The organism is Companilactobacillus keshanensis (assembly GCF_003946205.1).
GTDB classification, from domain to species: domain Bacteria; phylum Bacillota; class Bacilli; order Lactobacillales; family Lactobacillaceae; genus Companilactobacillus; species Companilactobacillus keshanensis.
This window is the reverse complement of record NZ_RHOS01000003.1, coordinates 35,940-60,888: the sequence shown is the minus strand read 5'-3', so window position 1 is coordinate 60,888 and position 24,949 is coordinate 35,940. Positions and strand designations below refer to the sequence as shown.

Sequence of the window (24,949 nt, the reverse complement as noted above, 5' to 3'; positions counted from 1 at the left end):
TTAGTATTCCTTATCTGCTTTGAATACAAGTCCAGCACTCATTCTGGCCTGTTCCAAAATACGGTTAACTTTTCGAGCATATCCGAATAGTTTATCATAAGCTGCTTGATCATTCTCATTAATTATTCTAGCGAACTCGACTGATTCTGAATCCATCGGATTGTCACTTTTGGTTGTTGGAATTTCTGTGATTTCTTTTTTAGCACCAGCTTCTGATACTTTAGTGATATCTCCACCATTATCTAGTAGCAAAGTCTTCTTACCGAAATAGATTTCTGTTGGTAAAAATGAATTCTTTGTTTTGCCGACAATAATATTCACATCAAAATCATTGTAGTTCAGTGTCAATGTACCACTGCCATCAATACCACTACTCAAGAACTCTGCTTGATAACGAACATCTTCTGGTTGTCCAAATAAGACCACGGCATCATAAACTGTATACACACCTAAATCATACAATGCTCCTCCTGAAAAGTTTGTAGAGAAGACGTTAGGTGTATTACCAGACAGGAAGTCATCAAACTTACTAGAATATTTCATATAAGAAATGGTTGCCCCAGTTAATTGGTCTCGATTGGTTTCAACGTATTCTTGAACCGTCTTAAAAATTGGCTCTTGAATATGTCTGGCAGCTTCAATTAAGAAAACACCCTTTTGATGTGCTAATTGATCCAAAATAGTGAATTCTCTAATATTAGAAGCACTTGGTTTTTCTACAATAACATTCTTACTATGCTCAATAGCCAATTTAGCCTGTGAGAAATGTAAACTGTTTGGTGATGCAATATAAACAGTATCAAAATCAGTACTTCCAAAAAATTGCTCTAAATCAGTACTAATATTAATATTTGATTTTGACAAATCGTCAACAAATAATTGTGCTTTAGCTTCAGTTCTTGAATAAACGTGTGTTAATTTGAAGCTCTTAGTTTCATCACTAGCATCAACAAATTGCTTGGTAATCCAGTTTGTTCCAATAATTCCTAAACTTATCATCAAATCACCTCTGAATATAATTCTACTGATTTCGCTCAATAATTGCCATAAAAAAACTTTTAACGATTAAGAAAAAGTTCCCCTATAATAGCCAAAATAAATCTATAAAGTTATAATTTGGGTAAATTTGGATTTACATATATCGCAGGTGTTGGAAATGAATAAATTATTTACTAACAAGTTTGAAAGATCCTTGGCAAAAATTACACTAAAACTCCAACAACTTCTATTCTATAAAATTGCACAAAAAACACTTTTCATGATTTTCCCATTCGTGTTGATAGGAAGTTTCCTCAAAATAATTCAAGCTGTCATTCTTAGTAAGGACGGTTTTATCGGTACATTACTACCAAGTTTTGAAGACAATTGGTTAGTAAGTTCAATTATTGGTGTCACTAACAATTTATCAAACTTAACTTTAGGATTTGTATCCGTTTTAGCTACTTTTGGAGCGGCGAAATACACCGCTAAACATTTCAAAAGAGATGATCAGTTAGCTGGTTTGACCAGTATGATAGCATTACTGATCATTTCTTATATTTATTCAAAGTCACAACCACTATCATTCCATAATAATTTACTAGGCATTCGTGGAACTTTATTTGCGATTCTATTAGGTATGTTTGTCGGTTGGATATTCAAACAGTCTAGTCCTGAAATCCCGCATAAACATCTGCCGAATTTTACTAGCAATATCTTACAGAGAACATTTATTTCGTTACGTTCTATCCTAATAGTCATTCTGATCGCGGCTTTATTTAGCGCCCTAGTAAACGTAGCTTATTATTCTCATTTACCTGATGAATTTATGGAATCTTTGGCAAACAACTATCAGAGTAATAATTCTGGAATAGAATTCCTCAAAATAAGTGGAATTGCACTTTATACAATTATCATGTCCTTTTTGGGATGGTCTGGACCCTATTCTCCACTGGACATTGAGAAAAGTGATCCCAATATTTTGGATAATCTTTATTATGCCTTAAATCACCACACAGCTTGGGGAGCTCCACATGATTTGACTAGTAATTCTCTATACCACGCTTTCGCTACTTTTGGAGGTGCTGGTTCAACGCTTGCCTTGATCATAGCTATCTTTTTAGTATCACGTGATCCTGACTTTCAAACCGTCGCTAAGTGGACCATGATTCCAAGCGTATTCAACATAAATAGTGGTATCATGACTGGAATTCCGGTCATGTTTAACATTGTCTTTTTGATTCCTTTTATTATGGCACCTTTGATCAGTATGTTGATCGCTGCCGTGGCAATATCTCTACATTTAATGCCGCCGTGTGTTTATCCAATACCTTCTGGAACACCAGGTCCCTTGATTGCTTTTATTGGTACTAACGGTAGTTGGCAGGCTTTAGTATTTACTTTGATCGACATTGCCGTTTCTGTATATATATATATTCCTTTTGTTAAAATAGCTGAAAAATTAAAGAAGATTGATAATCTTGCTATTGAAGAGGGTGATCTCGATGACTAATAAAAAGAATTTTAAATACTTAATCTTTTTAGCCTTGTTCTTAGTACTCTTGGGTGTTCCTTCCTATTTGTGGAATAGGAATAGTGTCAAAACTATGGCCGGCCGTTACAATTCACCAATGTCACCGATAATCATGATTCCGGGTAGCAGTGCTTCTGCAAATAGATTTGACGATTTAGTTAAAACCGTCAATTCAAAATACGGTGAACATCACAGTCTTCTGAAATTAACTGTTCATACCAACGATAAAATAACTTACTCTGGTACGATCAAAGCGGGTGATACCAGACCATTTATTGTCGTCGGTTTTCAAAATAATAGTGATGGATATGACAACATAAAAAAGCAGGCCCGCTGGTTCAGTATTGCTTTTGATCAATTAAAGCAGCGCTATCGTTTCAATAACTTTAACGCCTTTGGACATTCAAATGGTGGCCTTATCTGGACTTATTATTTGGAACACTATTTTGATAGCAATACATTCGATATAAATCAAATGCTAACGGTCGGTTCTCCATATAATTTTGAAGAAAAGAATAGTAATAACCGTACTCAAATGTTAAATGATTTTATTAAACGACGTGATAAATTACCAGATGATCTAACTTACTATTCTATCGCCGGTACAAAACTTTATACCGATGATGGAATTGTTCCACTAGGCAGTGTTGACTCAGGTAAATATATTTTCGAAGGTATTATTAAACATTATACCTTGATCACTTTGACTGGTGATAAAGCTCAACACTCTGATATGATAGCTAATTCACAGTTCATAATCCTCTTCCATCAATATATGATAGGAAATAATAAGAATAATTCACCACAGACACCAAGTAAGAATCCTCGTTAAATCTTGTATTACCCTGAAAACTTAAATACAATGTTTATATGGTATATATAGATTGGAATCTCAGCTTAGTTAATAACTTTGCAATTTTGTTTTTAATGTTACAGCTGACACATTATTTTTTAAAAGAATTTAAACCACTGTATATTTTGACTGATATTCTAGGTGCTTTAATTTTTGCCTATATCGGTCTATTTATTGACGATATTTTTATTCTACTATTCGTTGGTTTTATTCTAGCAATGCAACTGGCTTTAGCAAAAAATCATAAATTAGATTTAAAAGCTGCTATTTCTCTAGTAATGGCGGCTAATCTTCAATTAATTATCTCTAGTTTAGCTACATATATCGCTAGAATATTACTATTTATTTCTTCAGGCCAGTGGCGTCTGAGAACACTTGAAAAATATCAAAATATCTTCATCGGACTGACTGTTATTGTCACAGTAATGCTTGCTTTGGTGTTCATAATTGTCGTCAGTCAATTCAGAGACCGTATAACTCAAACCAGACTACAGATCGAACATTATCATTTGGGTAAACGTGTCTTCATGATCTCTCTAAGTGTTTTCATTTCACTGATCGTCATCATGACCATCAGCGACTTTCAGGAAGTTACTGCAACTATTCAGGCTGCATTGATCATTATTTTTACCATCCTTATTGGATTCACGTATTGGCAAGTAACCTTTTTTATTAAAACTTTTGCTCTGCAAACTGAAGCCAAAGAAAAAATCGAACGCAACGAACAATTGAACAATTATTTAACCTTGGTTCAAAAGCAATACACTGAGTTAAGAAAGTTTAAACACGATTTTCAAAATATTATGTTATCGCTAAATCAAGTATTAGAAGATAACGACTCAAAACAGTTGAAGTATTACTATAGTGCTCTATTGAGCGAAGAAAAGGATTTAAACAGCGTTCAAAATGGTAGGATCACACAGATTCAAGCTATCGATAATGATGCTATTCGAGGTCTATTGATCCAGAAATTTTTCAGTGCTAAGGCTCGAGATGTCAATATTAATTTTGAGTTGGATCAAAAGCATTACAAAATCAAACCAAATATTTCAATTGTTAGAGCCTTAGGAATTTTGTTAGACAATGCAATCGAGCATGTTCAAAACTCCGAGGACAAAACTGTTACTTGCGCCTTTTTAAAAACTGGAAAAACTCTTGAAATAACTGTTGATAATAAAATAAATGAAGATGTAAATCTCAATCAAATCTTTGACTGCGGATTTTCTACCAAAAAAAACCATACTGGATTTGGTCTAACAAACGTCAAAGAACTTGTTGACCATTCCGAAGATCTTTTCTTAGATTCAAAAATTATCCATAATCATCTGATGATGACCTTAATTGTGTTAGGAAGTGAATAAATGTTTCCTGTATTCTTATTAGAAGATAATGATATTCAACGTCAGCATTATAAGACATTTATCAATAACGGTATCATGATAAATGACGCTCCTATGGAGCTTAAAAAGGCTGTAGCAACCACTGAAGACTTATTTACTGATCCTCTACCCGAACAAGGGCTTTTCTTCTTAGACATGGAAATTAATAGCAATAAAATGGCCGGACTAGAAGCCGCAACCAAAATTAGACATCAAGTACCTTTAGCACAAATAGTTTTTATAACCACGCACGACGAACTTTCCATTGTTACTCTGGAAAGAAGAATTGCACCACTGGATTATATTCTAAAAGATAAAGGTTTCGATGATATAAAAGAAAGAATCAATAATGATATTCAATCGGTTCAACTAAATATTGAAAAATATACTCATTACTCACAAAATCTTTTTGGATATAAAATTGGTGAACGATATTTCTCTATAATTATGGATGATGTCATTATGTTGTTAACTGAAAAAAGTGCTCCCGGAAAAGTTACTCTTATCGCTAAAAATCAGCGTGCTGAATTTATTGGATCGTTGAATGCACTTGAAGAACAATACACTAACTTGTTTAGATGTGATCGCAGCTACTTGGTAAATTTAGAGAATATCAATAGTTTTGACTCCAGTAAAAAAGAATTATCATTCATTGATGGTTCAACTTGCAAAGTTTCATTTCGCAAAACCAAAGAATTAACTGAAAAAATAAAAAAACTGTAGGAAAATCGAGGATACTGACAAAGTATTCGGTTATTCAACATCATGATTCCTGTAAATAAAAATAACGGTCCAACCAGCAAAATTCACTGGTTGGATCGTTATTTTTTTCTATCTTTCTACTAATCATTTCGTGATTTTTTATCTTTTTAGTTGATTAGTGATAGAAATCTTATCAGAACTGGCTTGAGCCATTCTAAATTAGTCACTGACTAAATACTCCAAACGCAATATGGCCGTTGTGGCTTCCGCCATGCGAATATCTTCGTTCACGTTAATTTGCCATAGTGGGCCACATAGACTTAGGTGCTTAGAAATGGCGTATTGATGTAGTAGATCGATGCCATTGCGGATAGCGGTGTCATCGTTGTCTATGTCGATTGCCAAGTAATTGCCGGCAGGTCGGTCAATAGTGGTAAGATCAGTGTTAATCGGCGTTGTGGCTTCTTTAATCAAACGAAACGGCGCATTGATGAAATTAGCTGCATTCTCGTCAGGCAGATCGAGAACAAAACCTGAACATTTACCGTTAATACTTACCAACGGATCTAACTGCTTATAAAATTGGGCAAACGCCTGCGCAATTTGTTGTCTTGAGCAATCATGCAAAGTTGCTGATTGCCAAAAAGTCTGCCGTTGATGTTCATTAATATAAGGTTGGTCACGGTGAATTGGCGTTTCCATGTTGATGACAGCCATTCTAGTGCTAAGTGACTGCTTAACCGCAAGTAGGTCATGAATTTGATTGTCAACTCGATCTTGTAAATTCGTCAGCAGCGCATTCGGTGATTTTTTATCGCTATCAGAACTGATTTGCTTAATTTCATCCAGTGATAACCCGAGTTTGCGCAAGGTCAGAATGAAAGATAGTTCATACAACTGATCGTAATTGTAAAAACGATAGCCCTCTGGACTGACATATTCTGGCTTAAAAACGTTTTGTTTATCATACAAAATCAGCGTGCGACGAGTAGTTTGGGCGAGTTTAGCAAACGCACTAATCTTTAACATAAAAAGTCCTCCAAATAATTTGAACTTTATAGTTGACTGTAACGTAACGTCACAGTTTATCGTAGTGTACATCAGTTAAAGGAGGAATTCAATTATGAGTAGTAAGGAACAAGTAACGATCATTTATGTGCACCCTTGGGATGGTAGTTTTTCACACGCTGAATTGGAACAGGTCAAACAAACATTAGCAGCACGTCATCAAGATTATAACTTGATTGATTTGTACGCGGATGGATTTGATCCAGTCATGCGTGCCAACGATTTGTCAGTCTATGGTAAGGGTGACTTTAAAGATCCAATGGTTGGGAAGTATATCGAAACAATTCAGAAAACCAATAAAATTATTTTGATATTCCCAATTTGGTGGTTAAGTATGCCGGCCATGTTGAAAGGATTCTTTGACAAAGTTTTTCTGTCTAACCGAATCATCAACTTTGTCAATAAAAAGGCGGTGACACATACGTCAGTTGACAATGCCATGGTGTTATCGACTTCTGAACTTACCAATGATGAACTATTTAAGGAGTACGATGGTTCCGTAGAACGGATCGTCAACTTCCCATTGGAATCCATCGGTGCTAAAAAGGTGACGTGGCATAATATGGGCGACATTATTGTGGCCAAGCGCCCTTCACTGGATGGTTACCTCAAGCAACTTCCAAGTTATGTAAATGAATTCTTGGATAGCGAGCCAAATGCATAATATCAGTTAGATAAATGAAAATTAAAAATGTACAATAAAGCCCCGACTTGTCGGGGTTTTATTGTACAAAAATAGACATAAATCACTTCATAATACTTAAAGTGTCCAAGCCAAAATATACGATGAGTGCCAGGTCCATTATCGAATATTGAGAATGTTAGAACCTTAGACTGGTTATTAAAAATGATAACTGATTTAGGTGAACGATTTGAAATTATGGCAAAGATTCTTGCGATGAATTCAAAAAAGCACTACCAAGCAGCATAATCTGGCTACTTGGTAATGCTCAATAAAACTGAAGATACTAATATTTGATTCCACACGCCTTATGTATCAAGGTGCGTGGTCTATTTTTGTGCTTTCAGCCTTTAGAGCAATTCCTTAAAATAAGCTACTTTTTCAGCAGCCTCAGAAAATCCCCACAGGTTTTATTTTTTGCAATTTAAATATTTTATCTTTTTCTTTTTCGACCAACTAAACGATCCAAAGTGACATTATAAACGTCAGCAAAACGAATCATCATATAAATGTCAGGAGTTCTGACATTATGTTCATATTTAGAAATAGTTGTAATATCAACGTGCAACATTTTGGAAACTTCTCGTTCTGAAAGATTTTGTCTAACACGGTAGTTTCTTAAATTGTCGCCCAATTGTACACTCTCACCGTTCAAAACCATTTGTTTCATAATAATGCTCCTTATAAATATTGTTGGGAACATTATTTCATATATTTTACAAACATATTACAAAAATCTATAAACGTACCGTTATAGACTATAAACGTTATTTAAGATTTAGGCTTATGACACATTCAATGTGATTTGTCATTGGGAACATATCAACTGGATTTGCTTCACCAATATTGTAAGTATCTGAAAGTAAAGCTAGGTCACGAGCCAAAGTAGCAGGATTACAACTGATATAAACCATTTTTCTTGGCTTTAAATTCTTGATTGAATCAATCAATGAGTTTGCCAATCCTTTACGTGGTGGATCGACCATCAAAACATCCATCTTACGATTGTCTTTAGCCCAGTCATTTAAAACAGCTTCGGTTTTACCAACGATAAAATCAGCATTCTCGATTTTATTGATATCAGCATTTTGTTGAGCATCTTTTACAGCATCTTCAATAACTTCGATACCAGTAACATGCTTAACGTTTTCTGCTAGTGACAAACTGATTGTTCCGATACCTGAATAAGCATCAACGACTTTTTCGCTACCATTTAATTCAGCTTTGTCGATTGCCAATTGATATAAGTTTTGCGTTTGAACGGGATTTACTTGATAGAAAGAACGTGGTGAAATTCTATAAGTGTGACCCAACAGCTTATCATCGATATATGGACTACCTGCTAGCAAGATCATTTCATTACCCATGATTACATTAGTCTTCTTAGAATTGATGTTTAGATAAACTGACTTAACATCCTTATTCTTCATAATTTCAGCAGAAATTTCTTTGTAATGAGAAATATCGCGGACACGTGATACTAGAACAACCATCATTTCACCAGTGTAATATGCACGTCTGACCATAATTGTTCTAATTTGACCTTTGAAATTAACTTCATCAAATCCACGGACATTATACTTACGTAAAATATCACGAACACTGACGATTTCAGCATCAATTTCAGGATCTTGAATCAAATAATTTTCCATTGGTACAAGTTCATGCGAATGGCGACGATAAAAGCCTGTTGTTAGCTTACCGTCAACTTGTCTAACTGGAACCTGAGCCTTATTACGATAATGTAAAGGATTTTCCATACCCAAAGTTGGATTAACTTTAATATCTAATTTAGCTTTCTTAAAGTCAATTTCTACTTGTTTTTGCTTGAACTTCAATTGTTCTGAATACTCTAAATGACTTAGAGGAGCTATTCCTGTTCTAGTATAAACATTGTCGATCGTTTCAACACGATGTGGTGATTTTTTAATAATTTCAGTCGCTTTTGCGAAACCGTAGCTTTTGGCAACTTTTAAAATTGTGGCTTTAACTACTTCTCCAGGTAAAGCATTATCAACAAAGAGTGTAAAGTCATCAACTTTAGCGACACCTTTCCCTTCGTATGATAAATCCTCAATATTTAATTCTATTTGATCATTCTTTTTTATGTTTGGTTTTTCCATATTTTATCCTATTAATTCCATATTTTAGTTATATTCTATAACTCCAAAAAGTGCGACATTTGCTCAGCAAATATCGCACTCTCTTTGCGTTGTTTATTCTATCCTAAGTTCTTTTCTTCTTCAATGATCTTTTTACCGGCATCTTGCTCACTTATAGTAGTATCGATCGCCTTAGCTGGCATTGAGTCAACATTAGCATAGATATTTAAATGTTGATGAAGATTAACAAACTCCATCGGGGCATCCCCACCATATTCTCCATCCAAGTTGATCATAATTCGATTTTCATCATTAGCTTTAACAGTTAATTTCTTTGTCTTCGTATAAATAATTTTGGGATTATTGACATGACGTCCACCATTTAAAACAAGTGCGATCAGATGTACTAAATCTCTAAGATTTGTTTCTTTAACAATTATCAACGAGAAAGTTCCATCACCGATAACAGAATCGGGAGCAATTTGCTCCATTCCTCCAATTGAATTCGTCAAACCAATCAGGAACATAGTAGCTTTGCCATCAAAAACACCATCATCATACGTGATGTGCATATCAATTGGATTGATCCTAGGTAACATTTCTGCACCCTTGACCAAATATGCTAAGTAACCAAGAATTGATTTATAGGCTGAAGGAACTTCATAAGTTAGCTCCGTCATCGATCCGCCACCAGCAATATTAATGAAATAATTGCTTCCGGCCTTTCCAATATCGACAGGTATCTTTTGATTCTTTAGAATTATCTTAGCAGCCTCTACAACATCATCACGCGGTATCTTCAAAGCTCTGGCGTAATCATTAGTTGTACCAGCAGGAATAATGGCCAATTCTGGACGTCTATCTAATGGAGCAACTCCATTAACGACCTCATTAATAGTTCCATCTCCACCGGCAGCAACAATCAAATCAAAGTTTTCTTGTGCCACGCGTCTGGCCTCATCCAAGGCAGAATTTTTTTTCGGCGTAGTACGAAAAGCACTAGCTTCATAGCCGGCCTTTTCCAATACATTTAAAATTTCACCTACATTATTCCTCAACGTTTCATGCCCGGATGTAGGATTGTATATCAATCTAGCACGCATAATTAACCCTCACTAACGATTATTCAGCTCGGACATCAAGATTTTATTTACCACTTTAGGGTTAGCCTGACCATGAGTTTGTTTCATGATTTGACCAACTAAGTAGCCGACAGCACGGTCTTTACCATTCTTAAAGTCATCTATAGATTGTTGGTTATTATCTAAGATTTCAGTGATCATTGGTGTTAAGACAGCGGGATCAGACTCTTGAACAAGTCCTTTTTCTTTAACCCAGCCTTCTGGTTCTGTTCCATTACTAATTGTTTCTTTAAAGACTTTTTTAGCAATTTTAGATGAAATAGTTCCATCTGAAATCAATTTGATCATTGTAGATAAGTTTTCTGGTGTCAATTTAGTATCTAATAGACCAATTTTCTTATCATTCAAGTAAGCATTAACCTCACCCATCAACCAGTTAGAAATCAGTTTAGGATTTGCTCCAAATTTAACCGCTTCATCAAAGAAATCTGACATTTCTTTAGTATCAGTTAAAACGCCAGCATCATATTCAGGAATCTCTAATTCGTCGACATAACGCTTACGACGCTTGTCAGCTGGTTCAGGTAAATTTTCTTGAATTTCTTTGACCCAATCAGGAGAAACTTCGAACCCTGGTAAATCTGGTTCTGGGAAATAACGATAGTCATCAGCCCCAGATTTTACACGCATAAGCATGGTTTCGCCAGTTTTTTCATCAAAACGTCTTGTTTCTTGTCCGATGCTGCCACCATTTTTAATAATAGCTGACTGACGTTTTTCCTCATAAGCTAGACCTAATTTAACAAAGTTAAATGAGTTCAAGTTTTTTAGTTCAACCTTTGTTCCGAATTTGTCAGATCCAACTGGACGAATTGAAATATTTGTATCAACACGCATTGAACCTTCTTCCATCTTAACATCAGAAGCACCAGTAAATTGAACAATTTGACGAAGCTTTTCCAGATATTGATAAGCTTCCTCTGGAGAGTGCATATCAGCTTTTGAAACAATTTCGATCAACGGTGTACCTTGACGGTTCAAGTCGACATAAGAATAGCCATCATTTCCGTGGGTATTCTTACCGGCATCTTCTTCAACGTGAAGTTCTTCAATACCGATTTTTTTCTTTTTACCGTCTACTTCAATTTCGATCCAACCATTATTTGCCAAAGGTTTGTCATGTTGTGTTAATTGATAGGCTTTAGGATTATCTGGATAGAAGTAGTTCTTACGATCAAAGTGTGTATGATTTTCAACATCAGCGTTTAGGGCCAAAGCAACCATAACACCTAGTCTGTATCCTTCTTTATTAACAGTTGGTAATGTTCCAGGGAAACCAAAATCAATTACGTTGGTATTGACATTAGATTCTGCACCATAGGCAACTGGTGAAGGACTAAACATTTTTGATTTTGTCTTTAGTTCAACGTGAACTTCTAGACCGATAGTAGTTTCAAAATTCATTAGTCTTCCCCCTTTAAAGCAGTTGGTATTTTTTCATAAAATTTATTTTCTTCTTGTAATGCATAAGCAGCATTGAAAATAGCTTGTTCATTAAATGATTTTGCCATAATTTGAAGTCCAACTGGCATACCATTAGCTAATCCTGCGGGAACAGAAGCGGCTGGTAAACCAGCCAAGTTAGCGGGAATTGTCAAGATATCATTCATGTACATTGCCAATGGATCATCAATTTTAGCACCGATCTTAAAGGCGGCACTCGTTGTTGAAGGTCCCATGATCAAATCATATTTTTCTAGAACTTCATTCATTTCTTGAATGAAAATAGTTCTAACTTGAGCAGCCTTTTTAAAGTAAGCATCATATGCACCTGCTGAAAGGGCAAATGTTCCTAACATGATACGACGTTTAACTTCATCACCGAATCCTTCAGAACGTGAATTAACAAAGAGATCTTTGATATTCTTAACATCCTTAGCACGGAATCCATAACGAACGCCATCATATCTTTGTAAGTTAGATGAAGCTTCACTAGAAGCTAAAACATAATAAACTTCAACCGCATGTTTCAAAGTGGGAAGACTAACTTCTTCAACAGTTGCTCCCATTTTCTTATAAACATCAATTGCATTATTTACTTGTTGGATAACCGCAGGATCAGCACCTTCATGCCAGAATTCCTTAGGAATAGCGATTTTAACACCATTCATATCCTTATTAAGGTTGGCACGATAATCAGGAACTTCTTTTTCTGAACTAGTACTGTCATGGTAATCATGACCAGCCATAGTTGAAAGAACAGTTGCTGAATCCTCAACGCGTTTTGTCATAACACCAACTTGATCAAGACTTGATGCAAAGGCAATAACACCCCAGCGTGAAACACGTCCATAAGTTGGTTTAATACCAAAAATACCATTAAAGGCAGCGGGTTGACGAATTGAACCACCAGTATCTGTACCAAGAGCAGCAACCACTTCACCAGAAGCAACAGCGGCAGCTGAACCACCAGAAGAGCCACCAGGAACTGAATCTAGATTCCAAGGATTATGTGTATCACCAAAGAATGAAGTTTCAGTAGATGAACCCATGGCAAACTCATCCATATTTGTTTTACCAATATTGATGGCACCGGCATTTTCTAGTTTTTCTAGAACTGTGGCACTGTAAACTGGCATGAAATTGTACAAAATTTTACTTGCGGCAGTAGTCTTGATCCCATTACTGACAATATTATCTTTGATAGCAATAGGAATACCGGATAATGGTCCCTTAATGCCATCTTCATCAGTTTTTTGAGCCACTTTGGTTGCTTTATCATTAACAGTGATAAAAGCAGAAATATCCTTATCAGTGTCTTTGATCCCGGCTATTGTTTGTTCTGTTAATTCTTTTGAAGTTAGTTCTTTATTTGCTAATTTCTTGTGTAAAGAATCAATCGTTTCGTTTAAATAGTTCACTATTCATCTTCCCCCTTTGCGACAATTGTAGGAACTTTGATCAAGTTATCCTCAGATTCAGGAACATTTTCAAACATTTGCTCTCTAGTTTGAGTATGAATTCCTTTATCTTCACGGAATGTTGTACTTGTATCTCCCATATTGTATGTGGGTTCAATGTTAGTTGTATCTACACTGCCAAGATTGCCTTCCATGTTGACGATCTTTCCCAGTTGACTAACGAAACTGTCTACTTCATCATCTTTTAATTTCAAGTTAGCCAATTCAGCCACATGTAAAATTTCTTCTTTAGAAATCATGAAATATCTCCTTATTAATGAATAGGTTTTATTTAAACGAGTTGTGAAGAGATATTCAGGAACTAAGTACCTCTTCAGCCCTCTTTAATCTGCGTTATAAACGTGTGTATAGAACTTCCCATCAGTTCTAGTAACAACAGCTTGTTGTTCATCGACAGTCTGGATATTAATATCTAGATTGGCGCTAGATGGTAAATATTTAGTAGCACTATTTTGAACGAATTGGGTAAAACTAGTTATCTGAGCCAAGCCGTCGAATTGAGTATTAATAGTAATATCCATTGATTTAAGATTATTCCCATCATAATGAGCCTGAGCTGTTACACCTGACAAGTTAGGGAAGTAATTTTGAATATTGTCTTTAAAGTTTGAAAAGGCATCTGAATCACTACTATTGATTGCTGTTTCATTATTAACAGTTGGCAACATTTGATTTTTGTAATTCAATTCTTTCCAACTACCTAAAGTTCCACTCCTACTTACTGAATATTGGAAATAAGTTCCACCAACTAATGTATCTTCAGGTGCAACTGAATAAAGACCAACAACAATTGGAATATTGCCGACCTTATTCATTTTACGTAATCGTTTAACAACTTCTTTAGCAATTTTTTCACCCTGTTGCTTTTGTTCAGCACGGCTGATAGTGGTATTAAATGTGGCACCATATTGTTTCTTCTGATAGTAATCAACTTTATTAATTGCAATACCGATCGACATACCAGCCAATTTATATTTACCATCTTGTTTTTGAAGATAGTCCTCTTCAAGCATTTGTTGTAAATACATTGGATTACGTTTATTTTCACTCTTTGAGCCATTTGATGCTGGATTTAAGCCAGTTGCATTACTCTTAGATTTTCTTTCCAACCATTTGTTAACAACTGAAGATTTAAGAACTTGTCCTTCTTGGAAAGTATAAGAATTTGTTGAATATTCTTTTTTAGACAAACTCAATAGACCACTTTCAAAGCTGCGACTGTTGAAGGCATTGCTATTATCAGCGGCTGTCAATCCTGAAATTGGACTTGTTTTATACTTACCATTACTCATTAGCACATCGTATGAACCTGAATCAGATGCATTTGATGTTTGAACACTGCTATTACTGCTGTTACCACTTCCAGATGAAAGACTAGAATCCTGAAGATTCCCACAACCTGCTAAAAGAAGCGAACATAAAAATATCAGCGCTGTTGATTTTATGACTTTTTTCAAAACTTTTCTCCTAATTTGTTGCATCATCTAAATAACTAGATAACGTTGCTTCATCAATAATTTGCGTCCCTAATTGTTGTGCTTTAGTCAACTTGCTGCCGGCTTTTTCCCCTGCAACCAAGATGTCAGTTTTCTTAGTGACTGAACTAATAACTTTAGCACCGTAACCTTCTAGAATATCGGATAATTCTGAACGTTTATAATTATTTAATGTTCCGGTTATAACCACTATTTTATCAGTAAAATGAGCATTTGTTTCATTTGAATTAGAACTACCGGAAAAATTCATATTGACATCAACTGATTTTAGTTCATTTATCAAGTTTTTTACATCATCATTTGCAAAATAAGTCATAATACTATCAGCAATTATTTCGCCCATTGTATTAACTTCTAATATTTCATCCTTAGAAGCATTGATCAAATTATCCAAATTACCAAAGCTTTCAGCTAAAATTCGGCCTGCCTTAGCTCCAACATGACGAATTCCCAATCCAAAAATCAATCGCTCTACAGAATTATTTTTTGAATTATTGATAGCCGTTAATAAATTATTAATCGACTTTTCTTTAAAACCTTCTAATATGGCCAAATCATCATCCGTTAATTTATATAAGTCAGCGACGTCTTTGATTAAGTTTTTAGTATACAACTGTTCGATGATCTTTGGGCCAAGTCCATCGATATTCATCGCATTTCTTGAAGCAAAATGAGTTAATTGCTCTTTTACTTGAGCTGGACACTTAGGATTGATACAACGTAGCGCTACTTCATCTTCCAAATGGATCAGTTCTGAATCACAGTAAGGACAATGTGTTGGAATTTCCGCTGGTACTGAGCCACTAGGACGTTTACTTAAAACAACTTGCGAAACCTCTGGAATAATATCGCCTGCCTTGTGCAACAATACCGTATCTCCAACGCGAATATCCTTTTGCTTGATCATATCTTCATTATGTAGCGTAGCTCTGGAAACTGTTGTACCAGCCAATGAAACTGGATCCATTACAGCCGTTGGCGTTAAAACACCTGTCCGTCCAATCGTCCAAGTGATCTCACGAACAATTGATTCTGCCTGTTCAGGTGGAAATTTATATGCAATTTCCCAACGCGGTACTTTGACAGTGTTACCCAATCTTCTTTGAATTGCCAAATCATTGACCTTCAAAACAACTCCATCAATACCGTAGTCCAGATCATCACGAATCTGATCATACTTGTCTATATAATTTTTGACACCTTGTAATCCAGTAGTCACCTCGGAAGTTGGATTAACATGAAAACCCAATTCTTCCAATGTCTCTAAGGCCTGACTTTGAGTTTCAATATTAAGATCATCAAACGTTACGATCGTATAGATAAAAGTATCAAGTTTACGATCGGCAGTATTTTTAGGATCTAGTTGACGTAAACTTCCGGCTGCAGCATTTCTAGGATTAGCAAATACCTGTAGACCTTCTTTTTCTCGTCGTTCATTTAAATTTAAAAATTCTTTTTTTGACATATAGCATTCGCCACGAACTTCAAATGACAATGGTCTGCTCAATTTTTGTGGAATCGATTTGATAGTCTTCAAATTTTCTGTGACATTCTCACCTATAGTCCCATTCCCTCTAGTTGAACCTTGAATCAAGATACCATTTTCATAGACTAATGAAATAGCTAGGCCATCAATTTTTAATTCCACATTATAATCGACTTCATGACCAACATTTTTTTCAATTCGATCATTAAATTCACTTAGCTCATCTTCAGAAAAAACATCCCCCATTGAAAGCATCGGAATATCATGGGTGACCTTGTTAAAGTCATCATTAGTTACATCGCCGACTAATTGTGAAGGTGAATCCGGCGTAACTAAGTCAGGAAATTTCTGTTCGATTTCCAGTAGACGATTATAAAGTTGATCATAAATATTATCTTCGACCACTGGGGCGTCCTTCGTATAATACGCAACACGATACTCATTTAATTTTGTACGAATACCAACTAATTCTTCACTTGCTTGTGATTTGTCTAAGTCTGCCATCTTATCCTCCTACAAAATTAGCTTTCTTTTTTGATAGGTGCATATTCTGCTAACAAACGTTTAATTCCTTCATTATTAAATGCAATATCCAATTCAGCGGCTTCACCTTTTCCATTAACTTTAACGACGGTTCCTTCGCCCCATTTTTTGTGCATTACTTTGTCACCAATATTCCAGCTAACTTTTTCGGCGCCTTGAGCTCCGCTAGCCTTAGTTTTAGCTTCAACCTTGTAACTCCCATGTAGAGCAGATTCATGACGACGTTTACTGAATGGAAATTCTTTCTCTTTAGTACGCATTGGGATACTGCCAGCATTCTTATTGACTAATTCCAAATTATCTTCGTCGATCTCTTCAACAAATCGAGACACTTGATTACTTTGCAATCGTCCATAAAGCATACGGCTATATGCATTTGTCAGGTATAGAACTTTTTCAGCTCTAGTTATTCCTACATAGGCTAAACGACGTTCTTCTTCTAGTTCCTCTTGTTTCATCATGGCACGTGACAGTGGAAAAATTCCCTCTTCCATACCAACTAAAAAGACAACTGGAAATTCCAATCCTTTAGCGGCATGTAACGTCATCAAAGTAACTTCTTGTTGATCTTCTTCTAGATCATCCTGATCACTGACCAACGATAATTCCGTTAAGAATGATTCAAGTCTAGTTTCGTCAATTTCTGGATCTGGTTCATAAGTCTGGTCAAATTGAGTCGTAACCGTCAAAAGTTCTTGGATATTTTCAATTCTTGACTGTGATTCTAAATTATTCTGTTTCTTCAATTCATCAACATAATCTGATTGTTCTAACAACTGTTCCATCAAATCAGTCATCGAATTAGCCTGTGCCATCTTGGTTAAATCATTGATCATCTTATAGAATTCTTCAAAAGTTTTTCTAGGTTTAGCGGCTAATGGTGACAGTTCAATATTTTCACAGGCTTCTAATAATGACCAACCATGTTCGTCAGCATAATTCTGTAGTTTTTCGATTGTACCTGGTCCGATACCACGTTTAGGACTATTGATAACACGTTGAAAACTCATTGAGTCATCATGATTGGCAACTAATCTTAAATAGGCCATAACATCTTTGATTTCTTTTCGATCGTAGAATTTATGTCCACCAATAATTTTATAAGGTATATTAGCTGACAAAAGTTTCTCTTCAAAAGTACGTGATTGAGCATTTGTCCGGTAAAGAATCGCCATATCCCCATAATTGAAATTCTTTAGTAGAAGACTCTTCATCTGATCGATAACATAAAGAGCCTCATCAGTTTCATTTTGACCACGATAAAATTTAATCTTATCGCCTTGTTTATTATCAGTCCACAATTCCTTGGGCTTACGATTTTCATTGTGATTAATGACCTGATTGGCCGCACTCAAAATTGTTTTAGTTGAACGATAGTTTTGTTCCAGTTTAATAGTTGTAGCTTCAGGATAATCTTCTTCAAAGTTCATAATATTTTTCATGTTAGCGCCACGCCAACCATAAATACTCTGATCAGCATCACCAACAACACAAACATTACGATACTTAGCACCTAGTTGTTTAACCAATTTATACTGTGCTTCATTGGTATCCTGATATTCATCAACATGAATATATTGGAATTTTTCTTGATAATATTCCAAAACATCTGGACACTGTTCAAATAAAATATTTGTTTGCATGATCAAATCATCAAAATCTAACGCTTGGTTACGTTCCATCTCTTTGGTGTATGCGTCATAACAGTTAGCGACAATTTGCTCAAAGGGAGATTTAGTACTTTGTGCATAAACCTCCGGTGTTATCAAATCATTTTTTGCATTACTGATCGTTGCCAAAATGGCCCGTGGATCATAACGCTTAGGATCTAGGTTCATACGATTGAGGATTTGCTTCATCAAAGTACGTTGTTCTGATGGATCTGAAATAGTAAATGAACGGGATCTACCCATTTTATCGATATCACGTCTTAAAATGCGGACACACAATGAATGGAAAGTTGAGACCCATACATCATTTGCAGCTTCATCCAACAATTTACCAATACGTTCTTTCATCTCTTTAGCAGCCTTATTGGTAAAAGTAATCGCTAAAACATGCCACGGCATGACATTTTTTTCTTCGATAAGGTATGCCACACGATGTGTCAAAACACGTGTTTTACCACTACCAGCACCTGCCATGATCAATAGTGGGCCTTCAGTTGTTTTCACAGCCTCTTTTTGCTCAGTATTCAAACCTTTTAACATAGTTTCATCCAATTTTATAAACCCTCAAATCCTTAATATATCAACGTTTTACAGAAAAACATTCATTTTACATTGTAGCAAATTTTTCATAACAATAATACTAACACGGATTTTTTAGAATCAATAATAAAAGCGGACATCATTTGCCACAGCAAACAATACCCGCTTTTATCAACTTTAAACGCTATTCTAATCCAACACGTTTAAAAATATTATCAATATTTCTTAAATGCCAATGATAATCAAAGGCATCATCTAAATCTTGTTCTGTTAATCTATCAGTCACACGACTGTCATTTTCTAATAATGTTCGGAAATCCTTTTGTTCATCCCATACTTTGGCAGTCATAGGTTGAACAATATCGTAGGCCGCTTCACGACTAAGTCCTTTTTCAACTAATTTCAAAAGGACTCTTTGCGAATAAATCAATCCATGTGTAAGATTCATGTTTTCGATCATCTTATCTGGAAAGACTGTCAAATCATCAACTATTTTAGTAAATCTAACTAAGATGTAATCTAATAACTCAGTTGAATCAGGGATGATGATTCTTTCGGCCGAACTATGTGAGATATCACGTTCGTGCCACAAAGGAACATCTTCTAGTGCAGTAAAAGCATGCCCCTTGATGACTCTAGCAAGCCCCGTAACGTTTTCTGAACCAATGGGGTTACGTTTATGCGGCATAGCAGAAGAACCCTTTTGACCGGCTGCGAAGAACTCTTCTGCTTCTCTAACTTCGGTTCTTTGTAGATGACGAACTTCTAATGCGAAACGTTCGATCGAAGTTGCAATCAATGCCATTGTCTGAATATATTCAGCATGTAAATCACGAGGTAATACTTGAGTAGAAATTTCTTGTGGACGAATGCCTAATTTATTGCAGACAAATTCTTCAACTTCTGGTGGAACATTAGCAAAACTACCAACAGCTCCACTGATTTTACCAGCTTCAACGCCTTTTGCAGCATGCTCAAAACGTTCAATATCACGTTTGATCTCCGAATACCAGTTAGCTAAGACCAATCCAAACGTTGTTGGTTCAGCATGAACGCCATGAGTACGGCCAATCATAACTGTATCTTTATATTTAAGAGCCTTTTTGCCCACAACATCTAAAAAGTTATTCAAATCTTGACGAATAATATCGTTAGCTTGCTTCATCAAATATCCATAGGCAGTATCAACGACATCAGTTGAAGTCAATCCAAAGTGGACCCACTTCTTTTCATCGCCTAAATATTTAGAAACATCCCTTGTAAAGGCGACAACATCATGTTTAGTGATTTTCTCTAATTCTTGAATCTCAGTTACGTTAAATTTAGCATTCTCAGCAACTTTTTTTGCATCTTCAGCAGGAATCTCTCCTTGCTTACTCCAAGCTTCAACAGCGGCAACTTCTACCTCCAACCAAGCTTGATATTTATTCTGATCAGTCCAAATAGGTCGCATGGTCTTAGTTACATATCTATCAATCATAATTTACTCTACTCTCCAAATTTTAGTTGATAAAATATCTTCTCTTAGATCTTTTTCATCGTCCGAAACGACTGATATATATCCAACATCTCTAGCCGCATCATTTTTAGCCTTGAACCCTGTGTAATAATTGAATTTCCATTGGGCCTTTTCTTGCAGCAAGTCCAAACTTTGAGGGAGATTTCCCTCAATTATCTTCAACGTTGCAGTATTGATCAGCGGATAAATTTCCGGAATGGGCCAGTCACAAATAGCACGAATGTGGAGCTCAAATTGAGACACGCCAGTTGCTTCTTGATAAACATTAGCCGAGTAATTGATCCCCGGAAAAATACGTTTAACATATAACACACCACTATTTGAAATAATAAATCCGATTCCAAAAATACCAACGTATTCAATGTTTCTCGCTATGATCAACGCAACCCGTTGAATTTCAGCTTCTACTTCAGGATCATTCTTTTTGTACAAATAAGAACTCATCAAATGTGAACCATCATAAATCTCACGAATCATTGGAAAAGTATGGATCTTGCCATTTTTACTCTTACTGACCATGATCGAATATTCTTCTTTAGTATCGATCCAGGCCTCAAGAATATATGTCCCATTAGCTAATAGACTCTGAACATGTTCAACATCAGACTCGTTATAAAGCACGTGACGCCGTAAAACATTTTGATTTTTTTGGATCGGTTTAATCATACATGGAAACCCAATTTCTTCAACAGCTTTTTTTATATCATCGACTGTCACTATTGAAAAAAATGGTGGAACATTTATCTTCAAAGAATTGAGAAAAGTCCTTTCAATATAACGATCCTGTACGATTGCTAGCATATTTGAACCTTGTACAACATCGTATTCTTTTTCAAGACTTTCCAAAATGTCACTATCGAAGTTCTCATCCATATATAACAGAAGGTCACTTCTATGGCCCAACTCAGATAAATTCTCACGGTCCTCTAAATCGCCGACTAAATATGCATCAGATGCTTGAGTTGCAATATCATCCTCTTCAGTTGTCAAAAGAACAGTTCTAAAGCCCATACGTTTTGCCTCAAGCTCAAACAGATATGTTTCACTGCCACCGCCGATTATTCCCAGAGTTTTACCGGGCGCAATAAAAGTCATAAGTCCACCTTCCTAAATATTTACTCTTTTTCTTCTTCAAAAATTACTTGTCCATTATCAAAAGCCTTGATTCTAGCTAATGAATAAATAGGAATTCCTGCTTTATCAATCAACTGTCTTCCCTTTTGGAAAGATTTTTCAATGACGATACCGATACCAGCAAGGTTAGCCCCAGCAGCATCAATAATTGTATTTAACCCATTGACAGCTTGTCCATTAGCCAAAAAGTCATCAATGATCAATACCTTGTCATCACTTGATAAGTATTTCTTAGAAACACTTATATGATTTGAAGTTTTCTTAGTATATGAATAAACCTCAGATGTATATAAATCGTCATTTAAAGTAACTGACTTGTGTTTTCTAGCAAAAACAACTGGTACACCGAAGCTCAATCCAGTCATAACTGCTGGAGCGATTCCTGATGATTCAACTGTCAAAATTTTATTGATTCCTTGGTCCTTAAAATGTTCGTAAAATTCCTTGCCCATGCTTTGCATCAGCATTGGATCAACTTGATGGTTCAAGAAGCTATCAACCTTCAAAACATCCTTACCTAATACTCGACCATCTTTTTTAATTCTCTCTTCAAGTTCTTTCACAACACTATCTCCCACAATAATTATTAATTAGAGTCTATCATATTTTTCTTTTTCACTTTATGCCTTCGTCATATTTTTTTAGATTATATTTCTGAATAACACGAATGATTTTAGTCGTATAACCAGGATCGGTCGCATATCCGTCTGTTTGCAGGGCCACAGCAGCTTCAATGTAATCTTTAGAATGAAGCACCTGTTGGTATTGTTGAGAATTCCATGTCGTTCCGTTGACCAGCAATTCAGCATGATCTTTCATTGATTCACGATAATCCGAATAAACTCTAAATCGTCCATTGATCGTGATCCATTGACCATTGGTATATTCTTTAGTTTGCAAAACCTTGGTATTATTAGGATCCGTCCCTTTAACACCAAAATAGTTATTATAATCTTTGGCTAGGGTACTTCTGCCCCAATCACTTTCAAGAATAGCCTGAGCAATTGTAATACTTGGCAGGACTCCATATTCTTTACCTAAATATATTGCATATGGCGCCACCTTTTTGACAAAAGCATTATGTTCAGTTGCAACTTGCTCAGTTTGAGCCACTTGCCTATACTCTTGATAACGATGATAGCCAAAAATTCCTGCACCAATCAAAACAAGAGCCGTCAAAAAGATGATCAGCGTTTGATTATATTTAGCTTTCCCTCGTCTACGGCGAGTATTATTTTTTCTTTGTGGCAATCTCTTAAGTCCTTTTTTGTTATTGTTATCATTATAGCTGATAGATTTGAAAAAATTATGACAAAATGAAATATATCAAGGGAGTCTTATTTATGAATAATCAAACTGTCAAACAAGCTCTATCTAAAATTATCGATCCTGATATGAAAATTGATATTGTTAACTTAGGATTGATCTATGATATAAATTTAAATGACGATACTTGCACGATCACGATGACTATGCCCACACGAAGTTGCCAATATGGAGAAAGCATCGTTTCTAAAACAAAAAAAACCGTCGAAAATCTCGACGGCATAACAAATTGCATTATTGATTTAGTTTGGGATCCTATCTGGACAAAAGAAAGAATGAGCAAATTAGCTCGTCTGTCTTTGGGTATGTAGTCGATAATATAACACCCAGACCAATAGTGCCACCAGTTCTACCAACGCTCCAAATACAAAAATTGCCTTATACCCAAAGCCACTCGAAATAAGTGCTGCACAAATTGGCCCTATTACACTGCCCATGGACTGTGCAGATTGATTAAAACTAAAAATCCGCCCAAAAATAAAATTTGGTACCATTTGAACGGTCATGACCTGTAATGCTGGCAATAATGCAGCATCTGTAATACCTACTAGCAATCTAAAAATGGCCAGTTGCCAGATATTTTGAATCATACTAGTTATAAATAAACAAATAATTGCAAAGCCCATAAAAATAAGTAAACTTTTCGGAGCACCTATTTTATCTAGAATATTTCCCACCGAGCCCGCCATTAAAATAGTAGCTAATCCTGGCATAGATGCAACTACTCCAGTTGTGATACTTAAATTATATCCAGTGGGCAGTAATTCCTCAACTAGCAAGCCGATCATAGGTGTTACTGAAGCAATTGTCGCTTGAATCGCCAGAAAACTAGTTAATAAGGCAGCAAAAAAGCCCCAACCAATACGATTCATTTCTGGTATTAACGGTAAAAGATCAGTTTTCTTTATTGGTGTAAAATCCTCTTTGACCCAAATTAATGTGGTCAAAAAAACTATTGCCATACAAATACTTGTAACAAAGAAAATTTCTCGATAACCCATAAAGGCGGCTAAAAGCCCTCCGATAACAGGACCAAACAGTGTGCCGCTAATACTGCCAGTAACCAATTTACTCATTGTTTTACCGCGGATATATTTAGGAACACTAGTGGATATTAGTGCATTAGCATTATTAATATATCCCGAAAATATGCCTTGCAGACTTCTAAATAAAAGAACGAACCAGACATTTGGTGATAACCCTACTAAAAGTATCGTCAATGTCATAACACCCGAGGCTCGTAAGCACATCAGCTTACGGCCTTTTTGATCGGCCAATTTGCCCCATAAAGGTGCTGCCAGGGCTTTAAATAAATAAGTTAATGAAAACGCCAAGGCTCCGAACATATTGCTCTGAGAACGTGTGAAATTGCCTAAAGTATCAATATACAAAATCATAAACGGTAAAGTCATAGCATTACCCATATCAGTCAACAAACTGCCAAACCAAAGAATCCTAAAATTTCTTTCCCAATTTTCCATATAAAACCTCATATGAAAAATATTTTAAAATAATTTTGTATATTTAAGGTTTTGTTAATGTAAATTTTTAATTCAAGATAAAAAAAGCCAACTCCTGTGAGTTGGCTTTAAAACATTATTATAAGTTATTATGCCTTATTAACGTTTGATGCTTGTGGTCCGCGATCGCTATCTTCGATATCGAATGTAACGGCTTGGCCTTCTTCCAAAGTCTTGTAACCGTCGCCTTGGATTGCTGAGAAATGTACGAATACATCACTACCATCCTCGCGAGTAATAAAACCATAACCTTTTTCGGCGTTAAACCATTTAACTGTTCCGTGTTCCATCAGACTGTTCCTCCTGATAATTCATATATTTGTGCATTATTTCGTGGTACATCATGGAAGAAAG

24 protein-coding genes are annotated in these 24,949 nt (G+C 35.6%); 7 read left to right on the top strand and 17 right to left on the bottom strand.

What is annotated here, in order from left to right; all coding sequences use genetic code 11:
• Complete coding sequence (locus EKM64_RS02730) at positions 1-999, bottom strand: Gfo/Idh/MocA family protein (RefSeq protein ID WP_125675353.1); 999 nt, start codon at positions 997-999, stop codon at positions 1-3.
• A gap of 157 nt (positions 1,000-1,156) precedes the next feature.
• On the opposite strand from EKM64_RS02730, the gene EKM64_RS02725 reads away from it, so the two are divergent.
• From EKM64_RS02725 to EKM64_RS02710, 4 genes are read left to right on the top strand one after another with little or no spacing between them, the layout of a single operon-like run.
• On the top strand, positions 1,157-2,491 hold the full coding sequence (locus tag EKM64_RS02725; RefSeq protein ID WP_125675351.1) for a PTS transporter subunit EIIC: 1,335 nt from the start codon (positions 1,157-1,159) through the stop codon (positions 2,489-2,491).
• Complete coding sequence (locus EKM64_RS02720; RefSeq protein ID WP_125675349.1) at positions 2,484-3,344, top strand: alpha/beta hydrolase; 861 nt, start codon at positions 2,484-2,486, stop codon at positions 3,342-3,344. Before EKM64_RS02725 ends, EKM64_RS02720 begins: the two co-directional genes overlap by 8 nt.
• Positions 3,345-3,382: 38 nt before the next feature.
• Entirely contained in the window at positions 3,383-4,726 is a 1,344-nt protein-coding gene (locus EKM64_RS02715; RefSeq protein WP_125675347.1) for a sensor histidine kinase, read from the top strand.
• Positions 4,727-5,467, top strand: a complete 741-nt coding sequence (locus tag EKM64_RS02710; protein ID WP_125675345.1) for a response regulator transcription factor — start codon at positions 4,727-4,729, stop codon at positions 5,465-5,467.
• Positions 5,468-5,665: 198 nt separating this feature from the next.
• Here EKM64_RS02710 and EKM64_RS02705 read toward each other — a convergent pair whose 3' ends face one another.
• Complete coding sequence (locus EKM64_RS02705; RefSeq protein ID WP_164505281.1) at positions 5,666-6,475, bottom strand: MerR family transcriptional regulator; 810 nt, start codon at positions 6,473-6,475, stop codon at positions 5,666-5,668.
• A 94-nt stretch (positions 6,476-6,569) separates the two neighbouring features.
• On the opposite strand from EKM64_RS02705, the gene EKM64_RS02700 reads away from it, so the two are divergent.
• A complete protein-coding gene (locus tag EKM64_RS02700) occupies positions 6,570-7,178 on the top strand; it encodes an NAD(P)H-dependent oxidoreductase (protein WP_125675341.1) in 609 nt (202 codons plus the stop codon).
• 126 nt (positions 7,179-7,304) lie between these two features.
• Positions 7,305-7,445 carry a hypothetical protein gene (locus tag EKM64_RS11365; RefSeq protein WP_164505280.1) on the top strand — a complete coding sequence of 47 codons (141 nt, stop codon included), beginning with the start codon at positions 7,305-7,307 and terminating at the stop codon, positions 7,443-7,445.
• Between the two features lie 184 nt (positions 7,446-7,629).
• On the opposite strand, the gene EKM64_RS02695 is transcribed toward EKM64_RS11365, so the two are convergent.
• From EKM64_RS02695 to EKM64_RS02635, 13 genes are all read right to left on the bottom strand, one after another.
• Positions 7,630-7,866: a helix-turn-helix domain-containing protein gene (locus tag EKM64_RS02695; protein WP_164505279.1), complete on the bottom strand. Its 237-nt coding sequence runs from the start codon at positions 7,864-7,866 to the stop codon at positions 7,630-7,632.
• Positions 7,867-7,963: 97 nt separating this feature from the next.
• Positions 7,964-9,319 (bottom strand): 23S rRNA (uracil(1939)-C(5))-methyltransferase RlmD, encoded by a 1,356-nt coding sequence (gene rlmD / locus EKM64_RS02690; RefSeq protein ID WP_125675338.1) that lies wholly within the window; start codon positions 9,317-9,319, stop codon positions 7,964-7,966.
• Positions 9,320-9,417: 98 nt separating this feature from the next.
• Positions 9,418-10,404, bottom strand: coding sequence for a diacylglycerol kinase (locus tag EKM64_RS02685; RefSeq protein WP_164505289.1), 987 nt, complete (start codon positions 10,402-10,404; stop codon positions 9,418-9,420).
• 9 nt (positions 10,405-10,413) lie between these two features.
• Positions 10,414-11,844 (bottom strand): Asp-tRNA(Asn)/Glu-tRNA(Gln) amidotransferase subunit GatB, encoded by a 1,431-nt coding sequence (gene gatB / locus EKM64_RS02680; RefSeq protein ID WP_125675333.1) that lies wholly within the window; start codon positions 11,842-11,844, stop codon positions 10,414-10,416.
• Complete coding sequence (gatA, locus tag EKM64_RS02675; protein ID WP_125675331.1) at positions 11,844-13,301, bottom strand: Asp-tRNA(Asn)/Glu-tRNA(Gln) amidotransferase subunit GatA; 1,458 nt, start codon at positions 13,299-13,301, stop codon at positions 11,844-11,846. The genes gatB and gatA overlap by 1 nt, the downstream gene beginning before the upstream one ends.
• On the bottom strand, positions 13,301-13,600 hold the full coding sequence (gene gatC / locus EKM64_RS02670) for an Asp-tRNA(Asn)/Glu-tRNA(Gln) amidotransferase subunit GatC (protein WP_125675329.1): 300 nt from the start codon (positions 13,598-13,600) through the stop codon (positions 13,301-13,303). Before gatC ends, gatA begins: the two co-directional genes overlap by 1 nt.
• Positions 13,601-13,684: 84 nt before the next feature.
• The gene (locus EKM64_RS02665; protein WP_125675327.1) at positions 13,685-14,818 is read right to left on the bottom strand and encodes a CamS family sex pheromone protein; all 1,134 of its coding nucleotides are present in this window, start codon (positions 14,816-14,818) and stop codon (positions 13,685-13,687) included.
• Positions 14,819-14,828: 10 nt separating this feature from the next.
• A complete protein-coding gene (ligA, locus tag EKM64_RS02660; RefSeq protein ID WP_125675325.1) occupies positions 14,829-16,847 on the bottom strand; it encodes an NAD-dependent DNA ligase LigA in 2,019 nt (672 codons plus the stop codon).
• Between the two features lie 17 nt (positions 16,848-16,864).
• Positions 16,865-19,096, bottom strand: coding sequence for a DNA helicase PcrA (pcrA, locus tag EKM64_RS02655; protein ID WP_125675595.1), 2,232 nt, complete (start codon positions 19,094-19,096; stop codon positions 16,865-16,867).
• 184 nt (positions 19,097-19,280) lie between these two features.
• Entirely contained in the window at positions 19,281-20,576 is a 1,296-nt protein-coding gene (gene purB / locus EKM64_RS02650; RefSeq protein ID WP_125675323.1) for an adenylosuccinate lyase, read from the bottom strand.
• A 3-nt stretch (positions 20,577-20,579) separates the two neighbouring features.
• Positions 20,580-21,710, bottom strand: coding sequence for an ATP-grasp domain-containing protein (locus EKM64_RS02645; protein WP_125675321.1), 1,131 nt, complete (start codon positions 21,708-21,710; stop codon positions 20,580-20,582).
• Between the two features lie 20 nt (positions 21,711-21,730).
• The gene (locus EKM64_RS02640; RefSeq protein WP_125675319.1) at positions 21,731-22,312 is read right to left on the bottom strand and encodes a xanthine phosphoribosyltransferase; all 582 of its coding nucleotides are present in this window, start codon (positions 22,310-22,312) and stop codon (positions 21,731-21,733) included.
• 52 nt (positions 22,313-22,364) lie between these two features.
• Entirely contained in the window at positions 22,365-22,940 is a 576-nt protein-coding gene (locus EKM64_RS02635; protein WP_377769943.1) for a glycoside hydrolase family 73 protein, read from the bottom strand.
• Positions 22,941-23,092: 152 nt separating this feature from the next.
• Between EKM64_RS02635 and EKM64_RS02630 the strand changes: the two genes are divergently transcribed.
• Complete coding sequence (locus tag EKM64_RS02630; RefSeq protein ID WP_164505277.1) at positions 23,093-23,386, top strand: metal-sulfur cluster assembly factor; 294 nt, start codon at positions 23,093-23,095, stop codon at positions 23,384-23,386.
• Here EKM64_RS02630 and EKM64_RS02625 read toward each other — a convergent pair.
• Together EKM64_RS02625 and EKM64_RS02620 are read right to left on the bottom strand one after the other, a co-directional pair.
• On the bottom strand, positions 23,360-24,556 hold the full coding sequence (locus EKM64_RS02625) for an MFS transporter (protein WP_125675313.1): 1,197 nt from the start codon (positions 24,554-24,556) through the stop codon (positions 23,360-23,362). The genes EKM64_RS02630 and EKM64_RS02625 overlap by 27 nt on opposite strands.
• Positions 24,557-24,684: 128 nt before the next feature.
• A complete protein-coding gene (locus EKM64_RS02620; protein WP_125675312.1) occupies positions 24,685-24,885 on the bottom strand; it encodes a cold-shock protein in 201 nt (66 codons plus the stop codon).
• Positions 24,886-24,949: the final 64 nt, after the last annotated feature.